The organism is Pseudomonas sp. (assembly GCF_030690725.1).
In the GTDB taxonomy this organism is placed as follows: domain Bacteria; phylum Pseudomonadota; class Gammaproteobacteria; order Pseudomonadales; family Pseudomonadaceae; genus Aquipseudomonas.
In genome coordinates this window covers 1-17,138 of sequence record NZ_JAUYGD010000071.1, presented here as the reverse complement: position 1 = coordinate 17,138, position 17,138 = coordinate 1, and the positions used below count along the sequence as shown (strand labels likewise).

The following is a 17,138-nucleotide window of genomic DNA, read 5'->3' as shown; positions in this document are numbered from 1 at the left end:
AGCAAATCCCTTGCCAGAGCGCGCAAAGGCCGATTTCAGGCGTTTTCAATCCACTGCTTGCCGGCTATTTGCCCCGTATTTGGGCGCTTTTAATCGTTCCGACAGTTTTTGGTGCGGGCGCTGCCCATTTGTCGTGCGGGCTGCAGTTTTGCCGGGCAAAGGGTTAAAGTTGCACCTCTGTTTTTCAGGGTTGCACTTTTCATGTTCAACGCGCGTTTGATGCGTCTTGATGACCAGGCCCACGAGCACACCCACGACCACCATCAACTGGTGCTGTCGCTGGCCGGGCGTGCCGAATTTGAGGTGAACGGCCGGGGTGGTGAGGTGTGCCGCATGCGCGCCTGCCTGGTGCCGGGGGATGCCGATCACCAGTTCGCGGGCATGGGCGATAACCGTATGTTGATCATCGATCTGGATGAGCAGGGCACCTCCAGCGAAGACCTGCAACTGTTGACCCGTCTGTTCGAAACCCCGCGTTACCCGCAGCTGGATGCCGATTTCCAGAACCTGCTGAGCTATGCCGGCGCCGAGCTGGAGCGTTATGGCTCTGATCCACTGTTGCCGCGCGCGTTGGGCGGCGTGTTGCTGCGCGCCTTGCACCTACGCCTGTTCGGTGAGCCCCACACGCGGGCTGTGGGGGCGCTGAATCTGGAGCGGCTCGACAGTTACATCATCGAGCACCTGGCGCGACGTATCAGCGTGGCTGAACTGGCGCAGGTGGCTTGCCTGAGCCCCAGTCATTTTCATGCGCAGTTCAAGGACAGTGTCGGTCTTACGCCGCACCAGTACCTGCTGAAAACCCGTCTGGACCGCGCCGTGCGGCTGTTGCGCGAGAGCGGCATGCCACTGATCCGCATTGCCGAAGAGTGCGGCTTCTCCAGCCAAAGCGCACTGACCACCGCCATGCGCCGCTACCTGGGCCTGACCCCGAAACGCCTGCGTAGCGCCGCATAAACGCACGCTGACTACCTTGGGTGGCGGTGCTCAGCAGGCGGGCGCTGCCGATCAAACGTGAACTTCTTCACGCTGCCGACTAAGCTGTGGCGCACAGAGACATTTACTGTGCCTGGGCAAGGATGCTGTCCACTTCAAGTGTGCCCCTAAAGTACGAGTAGTCTTGATGAGCAAGCACCTGCACCCATCGTTCGCCTTTGCGCTGCTCGGCATATTGCTGCTCAGTACGCCTTTGCAAGCCGCCAGCCTGCAAGCCGAGCTGGTGGACAGCCAGGGCCAGCCCTTGGCCAATGCCGTACTCAGTTTGCGTAGCGAGGTTGCACCGGTGGTTGCACCTGCTACCGCAGTGATGGATCAGCGCTCGCAGCAGTTCGCGCCCAATGTGCTGGCGGTGCGCAGCGGCACCTCGGTGTCGTTCCCCAATAGCGACAATATTCGCCATCACGTCTATTCGTTCTCCCTCGCCAAGCGCTTTGAACTGCGTCTGTATCAGGGCACGCCGAGCGAGCCGGTGATTTTCGACAAGCCCGGCGTAGTGGTGCTGGGCTGCAATATCCATGACTGGATGGTGGGTTATGTCTATGTCACCGACGACCCCTGGTTTGCCGTCAGTGATGCGCAGGGCAAGCTGAACCTGGAGCAGCTGCCAGCCGGCACCTACACGGCCAGCCTGTGGCACCCGCAAGCGCCAGATATGTTGCCGCAGGCTGCTGGCCAGGTGCAGCTGACCGAAGCCAGTAGCCAGCAGCGCTTTACCCTGACCATGCAGGCCCCCGCCAGCCAAGCAGCGCCGAGTGCGCCGGCCAGCGCCTTTGGCGATGCCTTCAAGAAGGCTCGCGATGCTGCGCAATAGTTTTCAGGCACGGATTGCCGGCGTACTGGTACTGCTGCTGTTGGTGGTGGTCGGCGCGCTCTATGCGGCCGTGCAAACCGCCACCAATGCCGCCGTACGCAGCCAGGCCCGCGAGCAGTTGGATGTGGGTAGCCTGGTGTTTCAGCAATTGCTCGAAGTACGCGGCCGCCAGTTGCACGATGCGGTGCAGGTGTTGGCTGCCGATTTTGGCTTTAAGGATGCTGTGGCCAGCGGTGACAGCGAGACCATTCGCTCGGCCCTGCTTAACCATGGCGCGCGGATCAACGCCAGCGCGGTGATGATGCTGGGCCTCGATGGCAACCTGGAGGTCAGCAGTGATCGGCAGATCAGCGGTGACACGGCCAAGCGGCTGAGTACCCAGGTGATGCAGCGTCAGCGTGAGGGCGTGCAGATTTTTCTGATGCCGATTGCCGACAAGATCTATCTGTTGGTGCAGGCCACGGTGACTGCGCCGTTGCCGATTGCCCGGGTGATGATGGGCTTTCAGGTTGACGATGTATTTGCCGCCGAATTGCGTGAGTTGACCCACCTGGACCTGACCCTGCGCGCGACCCAGGACGGTGTGGCCGATATCTGGATCAGCACCCTGCAGCCAGCGCAGCGTGAGCAGCTGCAGGGCAGCATGGCCGAGCTGGCCAATGATGCGATAAGCCTGATCGGCGACGAGTCCTACCTCAATCAGACCCTGGTACTGGCCAGTGGTGACGGCTTTGAAGTACGCGCGCTGCTGCACAAATCCTTGAGTCAGGCGCAGCAGGCGTTTGCCCCGCTCGATCAGAATATTCTGCTGATTGCCCTGGTGGCGCTGACCGCTTCCCTGGTTGGCGCCTTGTTGCTGGCGCGCTCGGTATCGCAGCCTGTTCAGCAATTGGCGGCCGTCGCCGAGCGCGTGCGCCAGGGCGATTACCAGGCCAGCCTGGACTTGCAGCGCGGCGATGAACTGGGGCGTTTGGCCACCGCCTTCAAGGCCATGCAGCAAGGCATTGCCGAGCGTGAGCGGCAGCTGGCGCACAACGCGCTGCATGATGCGCTGACTGGCCTGCCCAACCGTACCCTGGCGCTGGAACGTCTGGGCAGTGCGATCACTGCTGGGCGGCCAACGGCGTTGCTCTACCTGGGCGTGGCCAACTTCCGGGCGGTTAATGAAAGCCTGGGGGCGGAGGGCGGCGACCTGGCGTTGCAGCAGCTGAGTAGGCGCCTGCAGGCGATTCTGCGCCCTGGCGATAGCGTGGCGCGGATTATCGGTGATGAGTTTCTCCTGCTGCTGGAAAACACCGACAGCGACAGCGCCGTGGGCATCGCTGACAAGGTGCAGCAACTGCTGCTCAAGCCGCTGCGCGTCGCCACCCATGATTTTGCCCTGGATTGCCGTATCGGCATTGCCAGCTACCCGGTCGATGGCAACGCCCCGGAAGAGTTGCTGCGTCGGGCGAGTATCGCCATGCAGGATGCCGCCGGCATGGCCAGCCATCTGCAGGTTTACCAGCGTGGTCGCGATGATGCCCAGCAGCGGCAGATCCGCTTGATTCGCGATCTACGCCATGCGCCGAGCAAGGCCGAGCTGCTGTTGCACTATCAGCCGAAACTGGATATTGCCGCCGGCCAGGTGCGTCAGGCCGAGGCCTTGCTGCGTTGGCAGCATCCGGTGCTGGGCATGGTTTCGCCGGGGGAGTTTATTCCGTTGGCCGAGCGCACCGGCAGCATCCAGCTGCTGACCGCCTGGGTGATCGAGGAAGTCATGCGTCAGTTACGCGAGTGGGCCGGGCGCGGCCTGCGCGTGCAGGTGTCGCTAAATATCTCCACTGACGACCTGATCGATCCGCAGTTACCGGCGCGGGTCAGCGCACTGTTGGCCGAGTACCAGGTGCCGGCCGAGCAGCTGATTTTTGAAATCACCGAAAGCGGGGTGATGCTCAATCCCGAGCTCGCCTTGCAGGTGCTGCATGGTCTGCGGGCTTGTGGCATCAGCCTGTCGGTAGACGACTTTGGCACGGGCTATTCTTCCCTGACGCAGCTCAAGCGCATGCCGGTGCAGGAGCTGAAGATCGATCAGTCGTTTATCCGCGACCTGGACGATGCCAGTGAGGACTCGGTGATCGTGCGCTCGACCATCGAGATGAGCCACAGCCTGGGCCTCAAGGTTGTGGCCGAGGGCGTCGAGTTCGAGCGCAGCCTGCAACTGCTGGGGCGCTGGCAGTGCGATACCGCCCAAGGCTACCTGATCAGTCGGCCATTGGCGGCGCAAGCCTTTGAAACCTGGATGGCGCAATACACCCATACATCCTCGACCCTGGTGCATTGACCATGACTCAACTGCCACGTTGCATTGCCCTGTTGCTCGGCCTGCTAGCCAACCTGGCCTGGGCCGATGGCCGCTTGCTGGCCACCGGTGGCGCCAGCAGCATTGAAGGTGCGGCCGGTGGCGGGATTACACCCTGGGCGGTGCTTTCCGGCTATGGCGAGCGCGGCGAATGGGGCGCGGATGTATTCGCCACGCGGGTGGAAACCGGCGATTACCGCCTGGATGTTGCTGGCATTGGCGTCGCGTTCGATAACCGTATCGAACTGTCCTACGCCCGCCAGCGTTTTGATCTGGGCACCCTGGCGCGCAACCTCAATCTGCCGGAAAACAGCCTGAGTCAGGATATCTTCGGCCTCAAGCTGCGCCTGTTTGGTGACCTGATCTACGACCCGCTGCCGCAGGTGTCATTGGGCATTCAGCACAAACGCCAGAAGGATTTTCTGATTCCCAGCCTGGTAGGCGCGCAACGCAGTGAGGATACCGAGGGCTATATCACTGCCAGCCGGTTGATCCTCGGCGGCGCTTTTGGCTACAACCTGCTGCTCAATGGCGGCCTCCGTTACAGCCGGGCCAACGAGCTGGGGCTGCTGGGGTTTGGTGGCGACCGCCGTGATCGCCATTCCGTGCTCAAGGAAGGCTCAGTTGCGGTGCTGTTCAACCCGCGCTGGGCGTTGGGTGTGGAGTACCGCGAGAAGCCGGACAACTTAAGCTTTGCCGGCGAAAGTGACTGGGCCGATCTGTTTCTCGGTTACTTCCCCAACAAGAACCTGGCCGTGGTGCTGGCCTATGCGCGCCTGGGGGAAATCGCCACGCTGGATAATCAGGATGGGGTCTACCTGTCCGTGCAGGGGAGTTTCTAAGCATGCGCAGTCTGCTGCTGGTGGTTGCTCTGAGTCTGGCGGCCTGTGCCCAGCAGCCGCCGAAAGACGACAGCCTGTACCGTGACCTGGGCGAGCAGGCCGGGATTACCCGCATCGTCGAAGGCATGCTGCTGAATATTGCCGCAGACCCGCGCATCGTTCGGCATTTCGAGAATATCGACATCGTGCGCTTGCGCGACAAGCTGGTGGAGCAGATCTGCGTCGAAGCCGGCGGCCCCTGCACCTACACCGGCGACAGCATGGAAGAAAGCCACAAGGGCCAGAACCTCACCCCCAGCGACTTCAACGCTCTGGTGGAAAACCTGCAGGATGCAATGAGCGCTCAGGGCGTGCCCATGCCGGCGCAGAACCGCCTGCTGGCGCGGCTTGCGCCCATGCGTGCGCAGGTGATTGATCGTTAGTGGGTTGTCTCGGTGCCAGGTGGTGCAAAGGACTACGGATTTATACCGGTGCGCTGGCTTGGTTGTGGATCGAGGCTTTGCCACGTCGGCGGTAGAGCAGAACCGCCCATGCCCACAGCCCTAACTCCAGTGCAAATGACCAATGCAGTAGGAAGTTCAGCCACCAAGGGCTGAACCGCGCGGGTACGCTAAAGAGCGCATAGGGTTGGTCTACAAAGGGCGCGAACCACCAGATATCGCCCACGATGCTGTCGAGTAGCAGATGCAACACACCAGCAGCACAAAAGGTGCTGGCCAGTATGGCTGCTTTGCTGCGCTCACTTAGTCGGTAAACAGCCAGGCTGAGTATCAGCAGTCCTAGCCATACTATTGGCCAATGGCTGAAGTAGGTGTGGTGGTGATGCTGACGCTGGTCGATCAGGTGGAAATACAGCATGTCCAGATCGGGGGCGACCCCACCCAGTAACCCTGCACAGATAAAAGCCTTTGCTGGAAGGCGTGTTGCGAAAAGCCTGCTGTGCGTGAGTGCCGCAGCGATATAGGCCGCTGGTGCATGTCCGATGATCATCTGTCTCTCATCCCTGAGTTGCGTTTGTATGTCATGTTGCGGTGCAGATGCTCTGCTTTCAGTTTGCTCAACGCAAGGTCTGCGCAATCGCCAGAATATCGGCGCGGTGGCTGATCACCAGGCTGAGTTCGCCGTTCTCCCCGATAAAGTCCTGCGGCGGCATCAGTTTTTGGTAGGCGGCTAGCTCTTGCAGTGTTGGTAGCTCGGCGTCGGGGGTGCGTTCCTTGATGGCGTGGTAGAGCGCCAGGTTGACCAGGTCGAGCAATTGCAGGCTATGCCCGGGGCTGCGTTGCCAGTTGCCGGTGTCGCGGATGATCTCGATATATTCGTTATGCACCGACCATTTCTTCAGCACGATGATGCCGAGCGATTTGCTGTATTCGCGGCACAGCTTGTAATACAGCTCGCTGGAGGGCGTGACGCTTTCATTTCTGAACGCCGAGAGCACGGCCAGGGTGCCCACTTCGCTGAGCAAGCTGGCCAGCAGCGCGTGTTCTGCGGTCACATGGCCCAGCAGGCGGGCCAGCATGGCGCTGGTGCTGGCCTTGATCACCAGGCGCTCCCAGGCATCAACAAATAGCCGCTTATGCCCCGGGCTGTGCAGGGTGAACAGGCTTTTGATGCTGTGCACCATGGTGATTCGGTCGACTTCCGTCATACCGAGCAGGCCGATTACTTCGTACAGCGTCTTGGGCGCCAAGGTGTGGCGATACAGCGCGCTGGAGGCATGTTTCATCAGCAGGGCGCTGAGGGCCGGGTCACGGCTGATCAGGCGCACCAGGGCATTCAGGGAAATATTTGGGTCACCCAGGGCACGGCGGATATCCAGGGTAATGGTTGGCAGGCTGGGCAATTGCTCTTCGCCCTGCATCAACTGCGAGACTACGCGCCGGTAGATTGAGTAATCGGATGCTTCGCTCTGCAACGCACACCTCCAGCCTTATGGATGCAGTCTAGATGGCCGTTACACGCCTGGTATAAGTGGCGATGGATGGCCGTGATCGGCGAAATCTTTGGCCTTGCGCTTTAAACAGCTGTTTGCAGGAAGTTCCTGTGCCTGGAGTTTTTTGCAAAAACTCCAGAGCTTTTTGTAAGAAGCGGTCATGCATCTGCCACTAAATTCCGTGCTCGATTTACGCGGTGCGCAGGTTTCTGCCCACAGGCTTGCCCCGGCAAGCCGCTGCAGTTGGGCTAGACCTAATACAGGCCGTGGTGATTGATGCTGAATTTTACCGGCGTGCAGCGTTTACCAGAACGTTGAGTGCGTGCCGGGCCTGGCCGGGTGTAAGGCGCTGGCGGGCATTTAAAAGGATTTTCACGGGCGACTGTCTTGCGGCATGCGCCCGTTGTTGTATTGGGGCCTTTGTGCCTCGGTTGCGGTAAGCGGCTTCACCTGCATAGGCAGGCGTGCAATGCCACGTTGGCAATAGGGCTATCCCCTGTTGCTTGAATAACAACAATCAAGAGGGGAGCTCCCCAATGACTGCAAATACTCCGATGCTCGTCACCTTCGTGGTGTACATCGCGCTCATGGTGCTGATTGGCCTGTTCGCGTACATGCGCACCAAGAACCTTTCCGATTACATCCTGGGCGGTCGCAGCCTGGGTAGTTTCGTCACCGCTTTGTCGGCTGGCGCATCGGACATGAGCGGCTGGCTGCTGATGGGCTTGCCGGGCGCGGTATACCTGTCCGGTCTGTCCGAAGGCTGGATCGCCATCGGCCTGATTGTGGGGGCTTACCTGAACTGGTTGTTCGTTGCTGGCCGTCTGCGTGTGCAGACCGAGCACAACGGCAATGCCCTGACCCTGCCGGATTACTTCACCCACCGCTTCGAAGACAGCAGCCGCGTGCTGCGCATCTTCTCCGCCCTGGTGATTCTGGTGTTCTTCACCATCTACTGCGCCTCGGGCGTTGTGGCCGGTGCCCGCCTGTTTGAAAGCACCTTCGGCATGTCCTACGAGACTGCGCTGTGGGCCGGTGCTGCGGCGACCATCGCCTACACCTTTATCGGTGGTTTCCTGGCGGTTAGCTGGACTGACACTGTGCAGGCCACGCTGATGATCTTCGCCCTGATCCTCACCCCGATCGTGGTGCTGATTGCCACCGGCGGTGCCGATGCCACCTTTGCGGCGATCGAACTGAAAGACGCTACCAGCTTCGACATGCTCAAAGGTGCGACCTTTGTTGGCGTGATCTCGCTGATGGCCTGGGGCCTGGGCTACTTCGGCCAGCCGCATATCCTCGCGCGCTTTATGGCCGCTGACTCGGTGAAGTCGATTCCAGCAGCCCGTCGCATCTCCATGACCTGGATGATCCTGACTCTGGCAGGCGCCGTGGCTGTGGGCTTCTTCGGTATTGCGTACTTCTCCGCCAACCCGGACCTCGCAGGCCCGGTGACCGAGAACCCAGAGCGCGTATTTATCGAACTGGCCAAGCTGCTGTTCAATCCGTGGATCGCCGGCATTCTGTTGTCCGCCATCCTGGCTGCGGTCATGAGCACCCTGAGCTGCCAGCTGCTGGTGTGCTCCAGTGCCCTGACCGAAGACTTCTACAAAGCCTTCCTGCGTAAAGATGCTTCGCAGCCCGAGCTGGTATGGGTCGGCCGTGGCATGGTGCTGCTGATTGCCATCGTTGCCATCATGCTGGCTGCCAACCCGGAAAACCGCGTGCTGGGCCTGGTGTCCTACGCTTGGGCTGGCTTCGGTGCTGCGTTCGGTCCGGTGGTGATCCTCTCGCTGGTCTGGAAGCAGATGACCCGCAACGGCGCGTTGGCCGGCATGCTGGTCGGTGCCATGACAGTAATCCTGTGGAAGAACTTCCTCGGCCACCTGGGCCTGTACGAAATCATCCCAGGCTTTATCTTCGCCACCATCGCCATTCTGGTGTTCAGCAAGATCGGCAACGGCCCATCGGCCAGCATGATCAAGCGCTTCGACGAAGCCGAGAAGGAATACCAGTCGGTTTGATGGCTTGAGATACCTGGTAACTGACTGGTCGCTCAGTTGCCCCGCGGATTCGCTTCGCGGCGATGTGCGTGCGACCCGATAGTGCTTCGCCGGCCCGCACCTTTGGTGTGGGCCGGCTTTTTTTATGCTCGAAATAAAGTCTCAGACGCCGCGCTGCGCTTTCGATTGGCCGCTGGTTTGGCTAAGGTGGCGGGGTTTGCCTTAATCGAGCTGTTCGTACAGGTTCTGCATGACTCAATCACCGAAAGATCCGCTGCATGGCGTAACCCTTGAAGCCATTCTCACCGCCCTGGTTGCCCAGTACGGCTGGGACGGCCTGGCCGAGCGGATCGATATCCGCTGTTTCAAAAGCGACCCGAGCATCAAGTCGAGCTTGACCTTCCTGCGCAAAACTCCTTGGGCACGGGAGAAGGTCGAGGCGCTGTATATACGTTCGCAAGCGCGTAAATAGGTAGCGAGAGCCGGTTCGATAATCTGGCACCCTTGTTGCAATACCTCAGCAAACGCCGCGAAGCGTCAAAAAACCGCGGCCAGTGGAGGTAGTGATGAGCCAGGGTGTTGAATTCAATCGCTTGATGCTGGAGATGCGTTCCATGCAGGCCGACGCCATGGCGCGTCAGAAGCCTGTCACCAGCACGCCTGAACCTGGCGCGCCGAGCTTTTCCGAGATGCTCGGGCAGGCCGTGGGTAAGGTCAACGAAACCCAGCAGGCCTCCAATAAGCTGGCAACCGCCTTTGAGATGGGCACCAGCGGCGTGGATTTGACGGACGTGATGATCGCGTCGCAGAAAGCCAGCGTTTCCTTTCAAGCCATGACCCAGGTGCGCAACAAGCTGGTTCAGGCTTATCAAGACATTATGCAGATGCCGGTTTAAGGGTAGGGCTGAATCATGGCTGAAGCCGTCGCTGCAAACGTACCTGCCACCACCGGTGGTGATGAACCGAAGAAACCGCTGTTCGGCCTGACCTTTCTGGAAAACCTCGCCGATATGTCGATGTTGCGCCAGATCGGCCTGCTGGTCGGTCTGGCTGCCAGCGTGGCTATCGGTTTTGCCGTGGTGCTGTGGTCGCAGCAGCCCGATTACCGTCCGCTGTATGGCAGTCTCGACGGTATGGATGCGTCCCAAGTAATGGAGACGTTGGACGCCGCCGCCATCAAATACACCGTGGAACCCAACTCCGGCGCGCTGCTGGTCAAGTCTGATGACCTGGCTCGCGCTCGCATGCGTCTTGCGGCTGCTGGCGTTGCGCCGAAGGACAATAGCGTCGGCTTTGAAATTCTCGACAAGGAACAAGGCCTGGGCACCAGCCAGTTTATGGAGGCTACCCGCTATCGCCGCGGCCTGGAAGGCGAGTTGGCACGTACCGTTTCCAGCTTGAACAACGTCAAGGCGGCTCGCGTACACCTGGCCATTCCGAAGAGTTCGGTGTTTGTGCGCGATGAACGCAAGCCCAGCGCCTCGGTGCTGGTGGAGCTGTATTCCGGGCGCGGTCTGGAGCCAAGCCAGGTGATGGCCATCGTCAATCTGGTCGCCAGCAGCGTGCCGGAAATGGACAAGGCCCAGGTCACCGTGGTCGACCAGAAGGGCAACTTGCTTTCGGATATTCAGGAAATGTCCGAACTGACCATGGCCGGCAAGCAGTTCGATTACAGCCGCCGCATGGAAAGCCTGTTCACCCAGCGCGTGCACAATATTCTGCAGCCGGTGCTGGGCTCGGGGCGCTACAAGGCTGAAGTGTCGGCGGATGTGGATTTCAGCGCGGTGGAATCCACCTCGGAAATGTTCAACCCCGATCAACCGGCGCTGCGCAGTGAGCAGTCGGTCAACGAACAACGTACCAGCAGCCTACCGCCGCAAGGTGTGCCGGGCGCTCTGGCCAACCAGCCGCCGGGTGCGGCGGCAGCCCCTGAGCAAGCTGGCGGCGCGGCGGCGGTGCCTGGCCCGGTTGCCGCAGGGCAGCCGCTGCTGGACGCTAATGGCGCGCAGATCATCGACCCGGCCACTGGGCTGGCCATGCTGGCGCCGTATCCGGCGGACAAGCGCGAGCAATCCACGCGCAACTTCGAGCTGGATCGTTCGATCAGCTACACCAAGCAGCAGCAGGGCCGCTTGCGCCGGCTGTCGGTGGCGGTGGTGGTGGATGATCAGGTGAAGATTGATGCGGCCAGCGGCGAAACCACTCGGGTGCCGTGGAGCAGTGATGACCTGGCGCGCTTTACCCGCCTGGTGCAGGACTCGGTGGGCTTCGATGCCACCCGTGGTGACAGTGTCAGCGTGATCAATACGCCGTTCTCCGCCCAGCTGGGTGAGGAGATGATTGAAATTCCGTTCTACACCCAGCCGTGGTTCTGGGATGTGGTTAAGCAAGTGCTCGGCGTGCTGTTTATCCTCATCTTGGTGTTTGGTGTGCTGCGGCCGGTGCTCAACAACATCACCAGTGGCGGTAAAGGCCAGGGTGATGGCCGCGATGGCGATGTCGAACTGGGCGAAATGGGCGCGCTGGGTGGTGATCTGGCCGAGGACCGCGTAAGCCTGGGCGGCCCGCAAAGCATCCTCCTGCCGAGCCCGAGTGAGGGGTATGATGCACAATTGAACGCCATCAAGAGCCTGGTCGCAGAAGACCCAGGCCGCGTAGCCCAGGTTGTGAAAGAGTGGATTAACGCCGATGAGTGAAAATCGAACCGCCACTAAATTGAGCAAGGTCGACAAGGCTGCGATTCTGCTGCTGTCGCTGGGTGAAACCGACGCGGCTCAGGTGCTGCGTCACCTCGGGCCGAAGGAAGTGCAGCGGGTCGGCGTGGCCATGGCCGGCATGCGCAATATCCAGCGTGAGCAGGTTGAGCAGGTGATGGGCGAATTTGTCGACATCGTCGGCGATCAGACCAGCCTGGGTGTTGGTGCCGACGGCTATATCCGCAAGATGCTCACGCAGGCGCTGGGCGAAGACAAAGCCGGCAACCTGATCGACCGCATCCTCCTCGGTGGCAGCACCAGTGGCCTCGACAGCCTGAAATGGATGGAGCCGCGCGCCGTAGCCGACGTGATCCGCTACGAGCACCCGCAGATCCAGGCCATCGTGGTGGCTTATCTCGATCCCGATCAGGCCGGTGAAGTGCTTGGCCACTTCGACCACAAGGTGCGCCTGGATATCGTCCTGCGCGTATCGTCGCTGAATACCGTGCAACCGGCGGCGCTGAAAGAACTCAACCAGATTCTCGAGAAGCAGTTCTCCGGCAGCTCCAACACCACCCGCGCCGCGCTCGGCGGGGTCAAACGTGCCGCCGATATCATGAACTTCCTCGACAGCTCGGTCGAAGGCCAGCTGATGGACTCGATCCGCGAAGTCGACGAAGACCTCTCCAGCCAGATCGAAGACCTGATGTTCGTCTTCGACAACCTTGCCGATGTCGACGACCGTGGCATCCAGGCGCTGCTGCGCGAGGTGTCCTCCGACGTACTGGTGCTGGCGCTCAAAGGTGCCGATGAGGCGATCAAGGAGAAGGTCTTCAAGAACATGTCCAAGCGTGCCGCCGAACTGCTGCGCGACGATCTGGAAGCCAAAGGCCCGGTGCGCGTCAGCGACGTGGAAACCGCGCAGAAGGAAATCCTCACCATCGCCAGGCGTATGGCCGAAGCCGGGGAAATTGTCCTGGGCGGCAAAGGCGGCGAGGAAATGGTTTAACCCATGGCCAGTAATGGTTTGACGAATGTCCAGTAAAGAGCCGCCCAGCGAGCTGATTCGCGCCAAGGACCTCAAGGGCGTTGACCTGTGGGCGCTGCCCAGCTTCGACCCGGAAGTGGAAACGCCTGAGCCCAGCGAAGAGGAGCAAGCGTCCGAGCAGCCGGTTGAAGCGGGCGAGCAGGCACAGGCCGAGAGCGAAGAGGTGGCTCTGGAAGACGTCAAACCCTTGACGCTGGATGAGTTGGAGGCGATCCGCCAGGACGCCTACAACGAAGGCTTTGCCACCGGTGAGAAGGACGGCTTTCACGCCGGCCAGCTAAAAGCCAAGCAGGAAGCCGATATCGCCCTGGCCGCCAAACTGGCTGGGCTGGAGCAGTTGATGACCCAGCTGTTCGAGCCGATTGCCGAGCAGGACCAGCAGCTTGAAGAGGCCATGGTCAGCCTGCTCGGGCAGATGGTGCGTCAGGTGATTCAGCGTGAGCTGGTCAGCGACTCCAGTCAGATTCGCCAGGTGCTCAGCGAGGCGCTCAAACTGCTGCCGATGGGCACTGGCAACATCCGCATTCACGTCAATCCGCAAGATTTCGAGATGATCAAAGCCTTGCGTGAGCGCCACGAAGAGAGCTGGCGGATTCTCGAGGACGCTTCCTTGCTGCCTGGCGGTTGTCGGGTGGAAAGTGAACTCAGCCGTATCGACGCCACGGTGGAAACTCGGCTAAATCAGGCGATCAAGCAGCTGTTTGAGCAGCAGCGCGAACAGGCGGCGCATCCGTTGGAGGCCGATCTGCATACCGATCTGGATGCCCTGCCGGCAGAGGCTCCTCAGATACATAGCCAGGCGAGCCCGGATGCGCCTTGATCGGGTGAGTTTCGCCAAGCGCCTGGCCGGTTACAGCGAAGCCGTGGCGCTGCCGACCCAGCCGCAGGTCGAAGGCCGATTGCTGCGCATGGTCGGCCTTACTCTGGAAGCCGAAGGCCTGCGCGCCGCCCTGGGCAGCCGCTGCCTGGTGATCAACGATGACAGCTATCACCCGGTGCAGGTTGAAGCCGAGGTGATGGGTTTTTCCAACGGCAAAATCTTCCTTATGCCGGTCGGCAGCCTGGCCGGCATCGCCCCGGGTGCCCGCGTGGTACCGCTGCCGGATACCGGGCGTTTGCCCATGGGCATGTCGATGCTTGGTCGGGTGCTCGATGGCACCGGCCGCGCCCTTGATGGCAAAGGCGGCATGAAAGCCGAAGACTGGGTGCCGATGGACGGCCCGGCGATCAATCCGCTAAACCGCCACCCGATCAGCGAACCGCTGGATGTCGGTATCCGCTCGATCAACGGCCTGCTCACCGTCGGCCGCGGCCAGCGCCTCGGTCTATTTGCCGGTACCGGTGTGGGTAAGTCGGTGCTGCTCGGCATGATGACGCGCTTTACCGAGGCCGACATTATCGTGGTCGGGCTGATCGGTGAGCGGGGCCGCGAAGTTAAAGAATTTATCGACGAGATCCTCGGCCACGAGGGTCTCAAACGCTCGGTGGTGGTGGCCTCGCCGGCCGATGACGCGCCGCTGATGCGCCTGCGCGCGGCGATGTATTGCACGCGAATTGCTGAGTACTTCCGCGATAAGGGCAAGAACGTCCTGCTGCTGATGGATTCGCTGACCCGTTTCGCCCAGGCCCAGCGCGAGATCGCCCTGGCCATTGGCGAGCCGCCGGCAACCAAGGGTTATCCGCCGTCGGTGTTTGCTCGCCTGCCCAAGCTGGTGGAGCGCGCCGGTAATGCGGAGAAGGGTGGCGGTTCGATTACCGCCTTCTACACCGTGCTCAGTGAAGGCGACGACCAGCAGGACCCGATCGCCGATGCTGCCCGTGGTGTGCTCGACGGCCATATCGTGCTGTCGCGGCGCTTGGCCGAGGAGGGGCACTACCCTGCCATCGATATCGAGGCGTCGATCAGCCGGGTGATGCCGCAGGTGGTCAGTGCTGAACACATGCGCCTGGCGCAGCGCTTCAAGCAGCTATGGTCGCGTTATCAGCAGAGCCGCGACCTGATCAGTGTCGGTGCCTATGTGCCGGGCGGCGATGCCGATACCGACCTGGCCATCGCGCGCCAGCCGGCCATGGTCAAGTACCTGCGGCAAAATCTGCAGGACAACGAAAGCCTGGAAAACAGCAGCGCGCAGTTGGCGGCAACCTTCAACCCTGCCGCAGCAGGCGCGTAAGCCATGGCGCAAAGCCGCGCCGCGCGGCTGGCCCCGGTGGTCGACATGGCCGAACGTGCCGAGCGTGAGGCCGCTTTGCAGCTGGGCCATTGCCAGGGGCTGCTGCGCCAGGCCGAAGTGCAGCTAGGGGACCTGGAGCGCTACCGCGGCGATTACCAGCAGCAGTGGATTACTGAAGGCCAGCGCGGCGTCTCCGGGCAGTGGCTGATGAACTATCAGCGCTTTCTCACCCAGCTGGAAACCGCCATCGGCCAGCAGCGCAACAGCGTCGACTGGCACCGCGGCAATATGGAAAAGGTGCGCGAGGTCTGGCAGCAGCGCTACGCGCGCCTGGAAGGTTTGCGCAAACTGGTCAAACGCTATCAGGACGAAGCGCGCCTGGCTGAAGACAAGCGTGAGCAGAAATTGCTCGATGAGCTCTCGCAGCGCATATCCGCCCGTGATTCGCAGTCTTGAGCGCGAATTGCCGTTTACTTGAAACTGCAGGCGACACATCAACCAGCCTAAACAGTTGCCGCATGGGCATTGCGATGCTACATCTTGATCATGCATAACCTGCAGTCTGGTCCACCTGAACGTGCGGCCTGGTCTTTTCGTTTATAGGAGTAATTCATGGCCATCACCTCGCTGCCCTCATCCGATGGGCAAGAGCTGACCATTCTGATTCAGGGACGCTTCGATTTCGGTGCGCATCAGGAATTTCGCAATGCCTACGAACGCGTCAACAGTACCCCGCAGCGTTACGTCGTAGACCTCAAGGACACCACCTACCTGGACAGCTCGGCGCTGGGCATGCTGTTGCTGTTGCGTGATCACGCCGGCGGCGACAGCGCGCAGATCCGTCTGCTCAACTGCAATCCGGATGTGCGCAAGATTCTGGCTATCTCGAATTTCGAGCAGCTGTTCAAAATCGCCTGATCGAGGCGCGTGCCATGCCAGAGCGTCTGTCCATTCTGATCGCCGAGGACAACGCGGCTGATCGTATGCTGCTGTCGACCATCGTCAGCCGCCAGGGGCACCGCGTGCTGACCGCCAGCAATGGTCTGGAGGCGGTGGCCCTGTTCGAGCAGGAGCGTCCGCAGTTGGTGCTGATGGACGCCTTGATGCCCGTCATGGACGGTTTTGAAGCCGCCCGGCGGATCAAACAGGTGGCCGGCGAAGAGCTGGTGCCGATCATCTTTCTTACCTCACTGACCGAAGGCGAAGCCCTGGTGCGCTGCCTGGAAGCCGGCGGTGACGATTTTCTGGCCAAGCCTTATAACCGGGTGATTCTCGAAGCCAAGATCAAGGCCATGGACCGCCTGCGCCGCCTGCAGGACACCGTGCTGCAGCAGCGCGACCTGATTGCCATGCACAACGAACACCTGCTCAACGAGCAGCGCGTAGCCAAAGCGGTGTTCGACAAGGTGACTCACTCCGGCTGCCTGGATGCACCGAACATTCGTTATCTGCAATCGCCCTACGCGGTGTTTAACGGCGATTTGCTGCTGGCTGCGTTCAAGCCGTCAGGCGGCATGCATGTGCTGCTGGGCGATTTCACCGGCCACGGTTTGCCCGCGGCAATTGGCGCGATGCCGCTGGCCGAGGTGTTCTACGGCATGACGGCCAAGGGCTATTCGCTGGCCGAAGTGCTGCGCGAGATCAACGCCAAGCTCAAACGCATTCTCCCGGTCGGGGTGTTCTGCTGCGCCACGGTGCTGAATATCAGCTTCCAGCGCCAGGTGGTCGAGGTGTGGAACGGCGGCCTGCCGGATGGCTATCTGCTGCGCGGCAGTGGCCAGCGTTTGCCGTTGGTGTCGCGGCATTTGCCGTTGGGGGTGCTGGAGCCGACCGCATTCAATGACAAATACGAGGTTTACCCGCTGGCGCTGGGGGATCGGGTTTTCCTGCTTTCCGATGGCGTGCTGGAGGCCTGTAACAAACAGGGCGAGTTGTTTGGTGAGGGGCGGTTGCTTGAGGTGTTCGCTGCCAATCAGCAGCCTACGGCGCTGTTCTCTGAAATCCAGCAGGCGCTGACCCATTTCAGCGGCGAGCAGCAGGATGACGTTAGCTTGCTTGAAGTCAGCCTGGTCGATGACGCCGAGCTGAGTCGGCCACCGCTGGCCTTTGCCGATAATGGCCAGAGCCATTCGCTGGACTGGTCGGCCAGCTTCGAGTTTCGCGGGGAAACCCTGCGTCATTTCAATCCCTTGCCGTTCCTCTTGCAGTTGTTGCTGGAGGTGCAGGGGCTGCGCCCCCAGGGCGGCGCCTTGTTCAGTGTGCTGGCCGAGTTGTATTCGAATGCGCTGGGGCATGGC

At 61.0% G+C, this 17,138-nt stretch carries 17 protein-coding genes; 15 read left to right on the top strand and 2 right to left on the bottom strand.

Annotated features, from left to right (window positions below):
- Nucleotides 1–201 precede the first annotated feature (201 nt).
- From Q8O69_RS18730 to Q8O69_RS18710, 5 genes are all read left to right on the top strand, one after another.
- Nucleotides 202–954, top strand: a complete 753-nt coding sequence (locus Q8O69_RS18730; RefSeq protein WP_275963027.1) for an AraC family transcriptional regulator — start codon at nt 202–204, stop codon at nt 952–954.
- A gap of 166 nt (nt 955–1,120) precedes the next feature.
- Nucleotides 1,121–1,807, top strand: a complete 687-nt coding sequence (locus Q8O69_RS18725) for a methylamine utilization protein (RefSeq protein WP_305593696.1) — start codon at nt 1,121–1,123, stop codon at nt 1,805–1,807.
- Complete coding sequence (locus tag Q8O69_RS18720) at nt 1,794–4,130, top strand: bifunctional diguanylate cyclase/phosphodiesterase (protein ID WP_305593695.1); 2,337 nt, start codon at nt 1,794–1,796, stop codon at nt 4,128–4,130. The genes Q8O69_RS18725 and Q8O69_RS18720 overlap by 14 nt, the downstream gene beginning before the upstream one ends.
- A gap of 2 nt (nt 4,131–4,132) precedes the next feature.
- Nucleotides 4,133–4,990, top strand: coding sequence for a DUF3034 family protein (locus Q8O69_RS18715; protein WP_305593694.1), 858 nt, complete (start codon nt 4,133–4,135; stop codon nt 4,988–4,990).
- A gap of 2 nt (nt 4,991–4,992) precedes the next feature.
- Nucleotides 4,993–5,412 (top strand): group 1 truncated hemoglobin, encoded by a 420-nt coding sequence (locus Q8O69_RS18710; RefSeq protein WP_305593693.1) that lies wholly within the window; start codon nt 4,993–4,995, stop codon nt 5,410–5,412.
- 40 nt (nt 5,413–5,452) lie between these two features.
- Here Q8O69_RS18710 and Q8O69_RS18705 read toward each other — a convergent pair whose 3' ends face one another.
- Both Q8O69_RS18705 and Q8O69_RS18700 read right to left on the bottom strand, forming a co-directional pair.
- Entirely contained in the window at nt 5,453–5,980 is a 528-nt protein-coding gene (locus Q8O69_RS18705; RefSeq protein ID WP_305593692.1) for a metal-dependent hydrolase, read from the bottom strand.
- A 67-nt stretch (nt 5,981–6,047) separates the two neighbouring features.
- Nucleotides 6,048–6,905: an HDOD domain-containing protein gene (locus Q8O69_RS18700; protein ID WP_305593691.1), complete on the bottom strand. Its 858-nt coding sequence runs from the start codon at nt 6,903–6,905 to the stop codon at nt 6,048–6,050.
- 554 nt (nt 6,906–7,459) lie between these two features.
- On the opposite strand from Q8O69_RS18700, the gene putP reads away from it, so the two are divergent.
- From putP to Q8O69_RS18650, 10 genes are all read left to right on the top strand, one after another.
- Complete coding sequence (putP, locus tag Q8O69_RS18695) at nt 7,460–8,947, top strand: sodium/proline symporter PutP (RefSeq protein WP_305593690.1); 1,488 nt, start codon at nt 7,460–7,462, stop codon at nt 8,945–8,947.
- Between the two features lie 229 nt (nt 8,948–9,176).
- On the top strand, nt 9,177–9,398 hold the full coding sequence (locus tag Q8O69_RS18690; RefSeq protein WP_275963034.1) for a VF530 family protein: 222 nt from the start codon (nt 9,177–9,179) through the stop codon (nt 9,396–9,398).
- A gap of 94 nt (nt 9,399–9,492) precedes the next feature.
- On the top strand, nt 9,493–9,822 hold the full coding sequence (gene fliE / locus Q8O69_RS18685) for a flagellar hook-basal body complex protein FliE (RefSeq protein ID WP_136666327.1): 330 nt from the start codon (nt 9,493–9,495) through the stop codon (nt 9,820–9,822).
- A 15-nt stretch (nt 9,823–9,837) separates the two neighbouring features.
- Nucleotides 9,838–11,622 carry a flagellar basal-body MS-ring/collar protein FliF gene (gene fliF / locus Q8O69_RS18680; protein WP_305593689.1) on the top strand — a complete coding sequence of 595 codons (1,785 nt, stop codon included), beginning with the start codon at nt 9,838–9,840 and terminating at the stop codon, nt 11,620–11,622.
- Entirely contained in the window at nt 11,615–12,631 is a 1,017-nt protein-coding gene (gene fliG, locus Q8O69_RS18675) for a flagellar motor switch protein FliG (protein ID WP_275963036.1), read from the top strand. Before fliF ends, fliG begins: the two co-directional genes overlap by 8 nt.
- A gap of 25 nt (nt 12,632–12,656) precedes the next feature.
- Complete coding sequence (fliH, locus tag Q8O69_RS18670) at nt 12,657–13,490, top strand: flagellar assembly protein FliH (protein WP_305593688.1); 834 nt, start codon at nt 12,657–12,659, stop codon at nt 13,488–13,490.
- On the top strand, nt 13,480–14,841 hold the full coding sequence (fliI, locus tag Q8O69_RS18665) for a flagellar protein export ATPase FliI (protein ID WP_305593687.1): 1,362 nt from the start codon (nt 13,480–13,482) through the stop codon (nt 14,839–14,841). The genes fliH and fliI overlap by 11 nt, the downstream gene beginning before the upstream one ends.
- A 3-nt stretch (nt 14,842–14,844) precedes the next feature.
- Nucleotides 14,845–15,297 (top strand): flagellar export protein FliJ, encoded by a 453-nt coding sequence (gene fliJ, locus Q8O69_RS18660; RefSeq protein WP_275963039.1) that lies wholly within the window; start codon nt 14,845–14,847, stop codon nt 15,295–15,297.
- Between the two features lie 156 nt (nt 15,298–15,453).
- Nucleotides 15,454–15,759: an STAS domain-containing protein gene (locus tag Q8O69_RS18655; protein ID WP_090252075.1), complete on the top strand. Its 306-nt coding sequence runs from the start codon at nt 15,454–15,456 to the stop codon at nt 15,757–15,759.
- Nucleotides 15,760–15,773: 14 nt separating this feature from the next.
- On the top strand, nt 15,774–17,138 hold a 1,365-nt coding region (locus Q8O69_RS18650), incomplete at its 3' end, for a PP2C family protein-serine/threonine phosphatase (RefSeq protein ID WP_305593686.1).

Excerpts from the sequence above, each read along its gene's own strand:
- Q8O69_RS18730 (WP_275963027.1), top strand. The coding sequence starts at position 202 with ATGTTCAACGCGCGTTTGATGCGTCTTGATGACCAGGCCCACGAGCAC.
- Q8O69_RS18725 (WP_305593696.1), top strand. The coding sequence starts at position 1,121 with ATGAGCAAGCACCTGCACCCATCGTTCGCCTTTGCGCTGCTCGGCATA.
- Q8O69_RS18720 (WP_305593695.1), top strand. The coding sequence starts at position 1,794 with ATGCTGCGCAATAGTTTTCAGGCACGGATTGCCGGCGTACTGGTACTG.
- Q8O69_RS18715 (WP_305593694.1), top strand. The coding sequence starts at position 4,133 with ATGACTCAACTGCCACGTTGCATTGCCCTGTTGCTCGGCCTGCTAGCC.
- Q8O69_RS18710 (WP_305593693.1), top strand. The coding sequence starts at position 4,993 with ATGCGCAGTCTGCTGCTGGTGGTTGCTCTGAGTCTGGCGGCCTGTGCC.
- Q8O69_RS18705 (WP_305593692.1), bottom strand. The coding sequence starts at position 5,980 with ATGATCATCGGACATGCACCAGCGGCCTATATCGCTGCGGCACTCACG.
- putP (WP_305593690.1), top strand. The coding sequence starts at position 7,460 with ATGACTGCAAATACTCCGATGCTCGTCACCTTCGTGGTGTACATCGCG.
- Q8O69_RS18690 (WP_275963034.1), top strand. The coding sequence starts at position 9,177 with ATGACTCAATCACCGAAAGATCCGCTGCATGGCGTAACCCTTGAAGCC.
- fliE (WP_136666327.1), top strand. The coding sequence starts at position 9,493 with ATGAGCCAGGGTGTTGAATTCAATCGCTTGATGCTGGAGATGCGTTCC.
- fliF (WP_305593689.1), top strand. The coding sequence starts at position 9,838 with ATGGCTGAAGCCGTCGCTGCAAACGTACCTGCCACCACCGGTGGTGAT.
- fliG (WP_275963036.1), top strand. The coding sequence starts at position 11,615 with ATGAGTGAAAATCGAACCGCCACTAAATTGAGCAAGGTCGACAAGGCT.
- fliH (WP_305593688.1), top strand. The coding sequence starts at position 12,657 with ATGTCCAGTAAAGAGCCGCCCAGCGAGCTGATTCGCGCCAAGGACCTC.
- fliI (WP_305593687.1), top strand. The coding sequence starts at position 13,480 with ATGCGCCTTGATCGGGTGAGTTTCGCCAAGCGCCTGGCCGGTTACAGC.
- fliJ (WP_275963039.1), top strand. The coding sequence starts at position 14,845 with ATGGCGCAAAGCCGCGCCGCGCGGCTGGCCCCGGTGGTCGACATGGCC.
- Q8O69_RS18655 (WP_090252075.1), top strand. The coding sequence starts at position 15,454 with ATGGCCATCACCTCGCTGCCCTCATCCGATGGGCAAGAGCTGACCATT.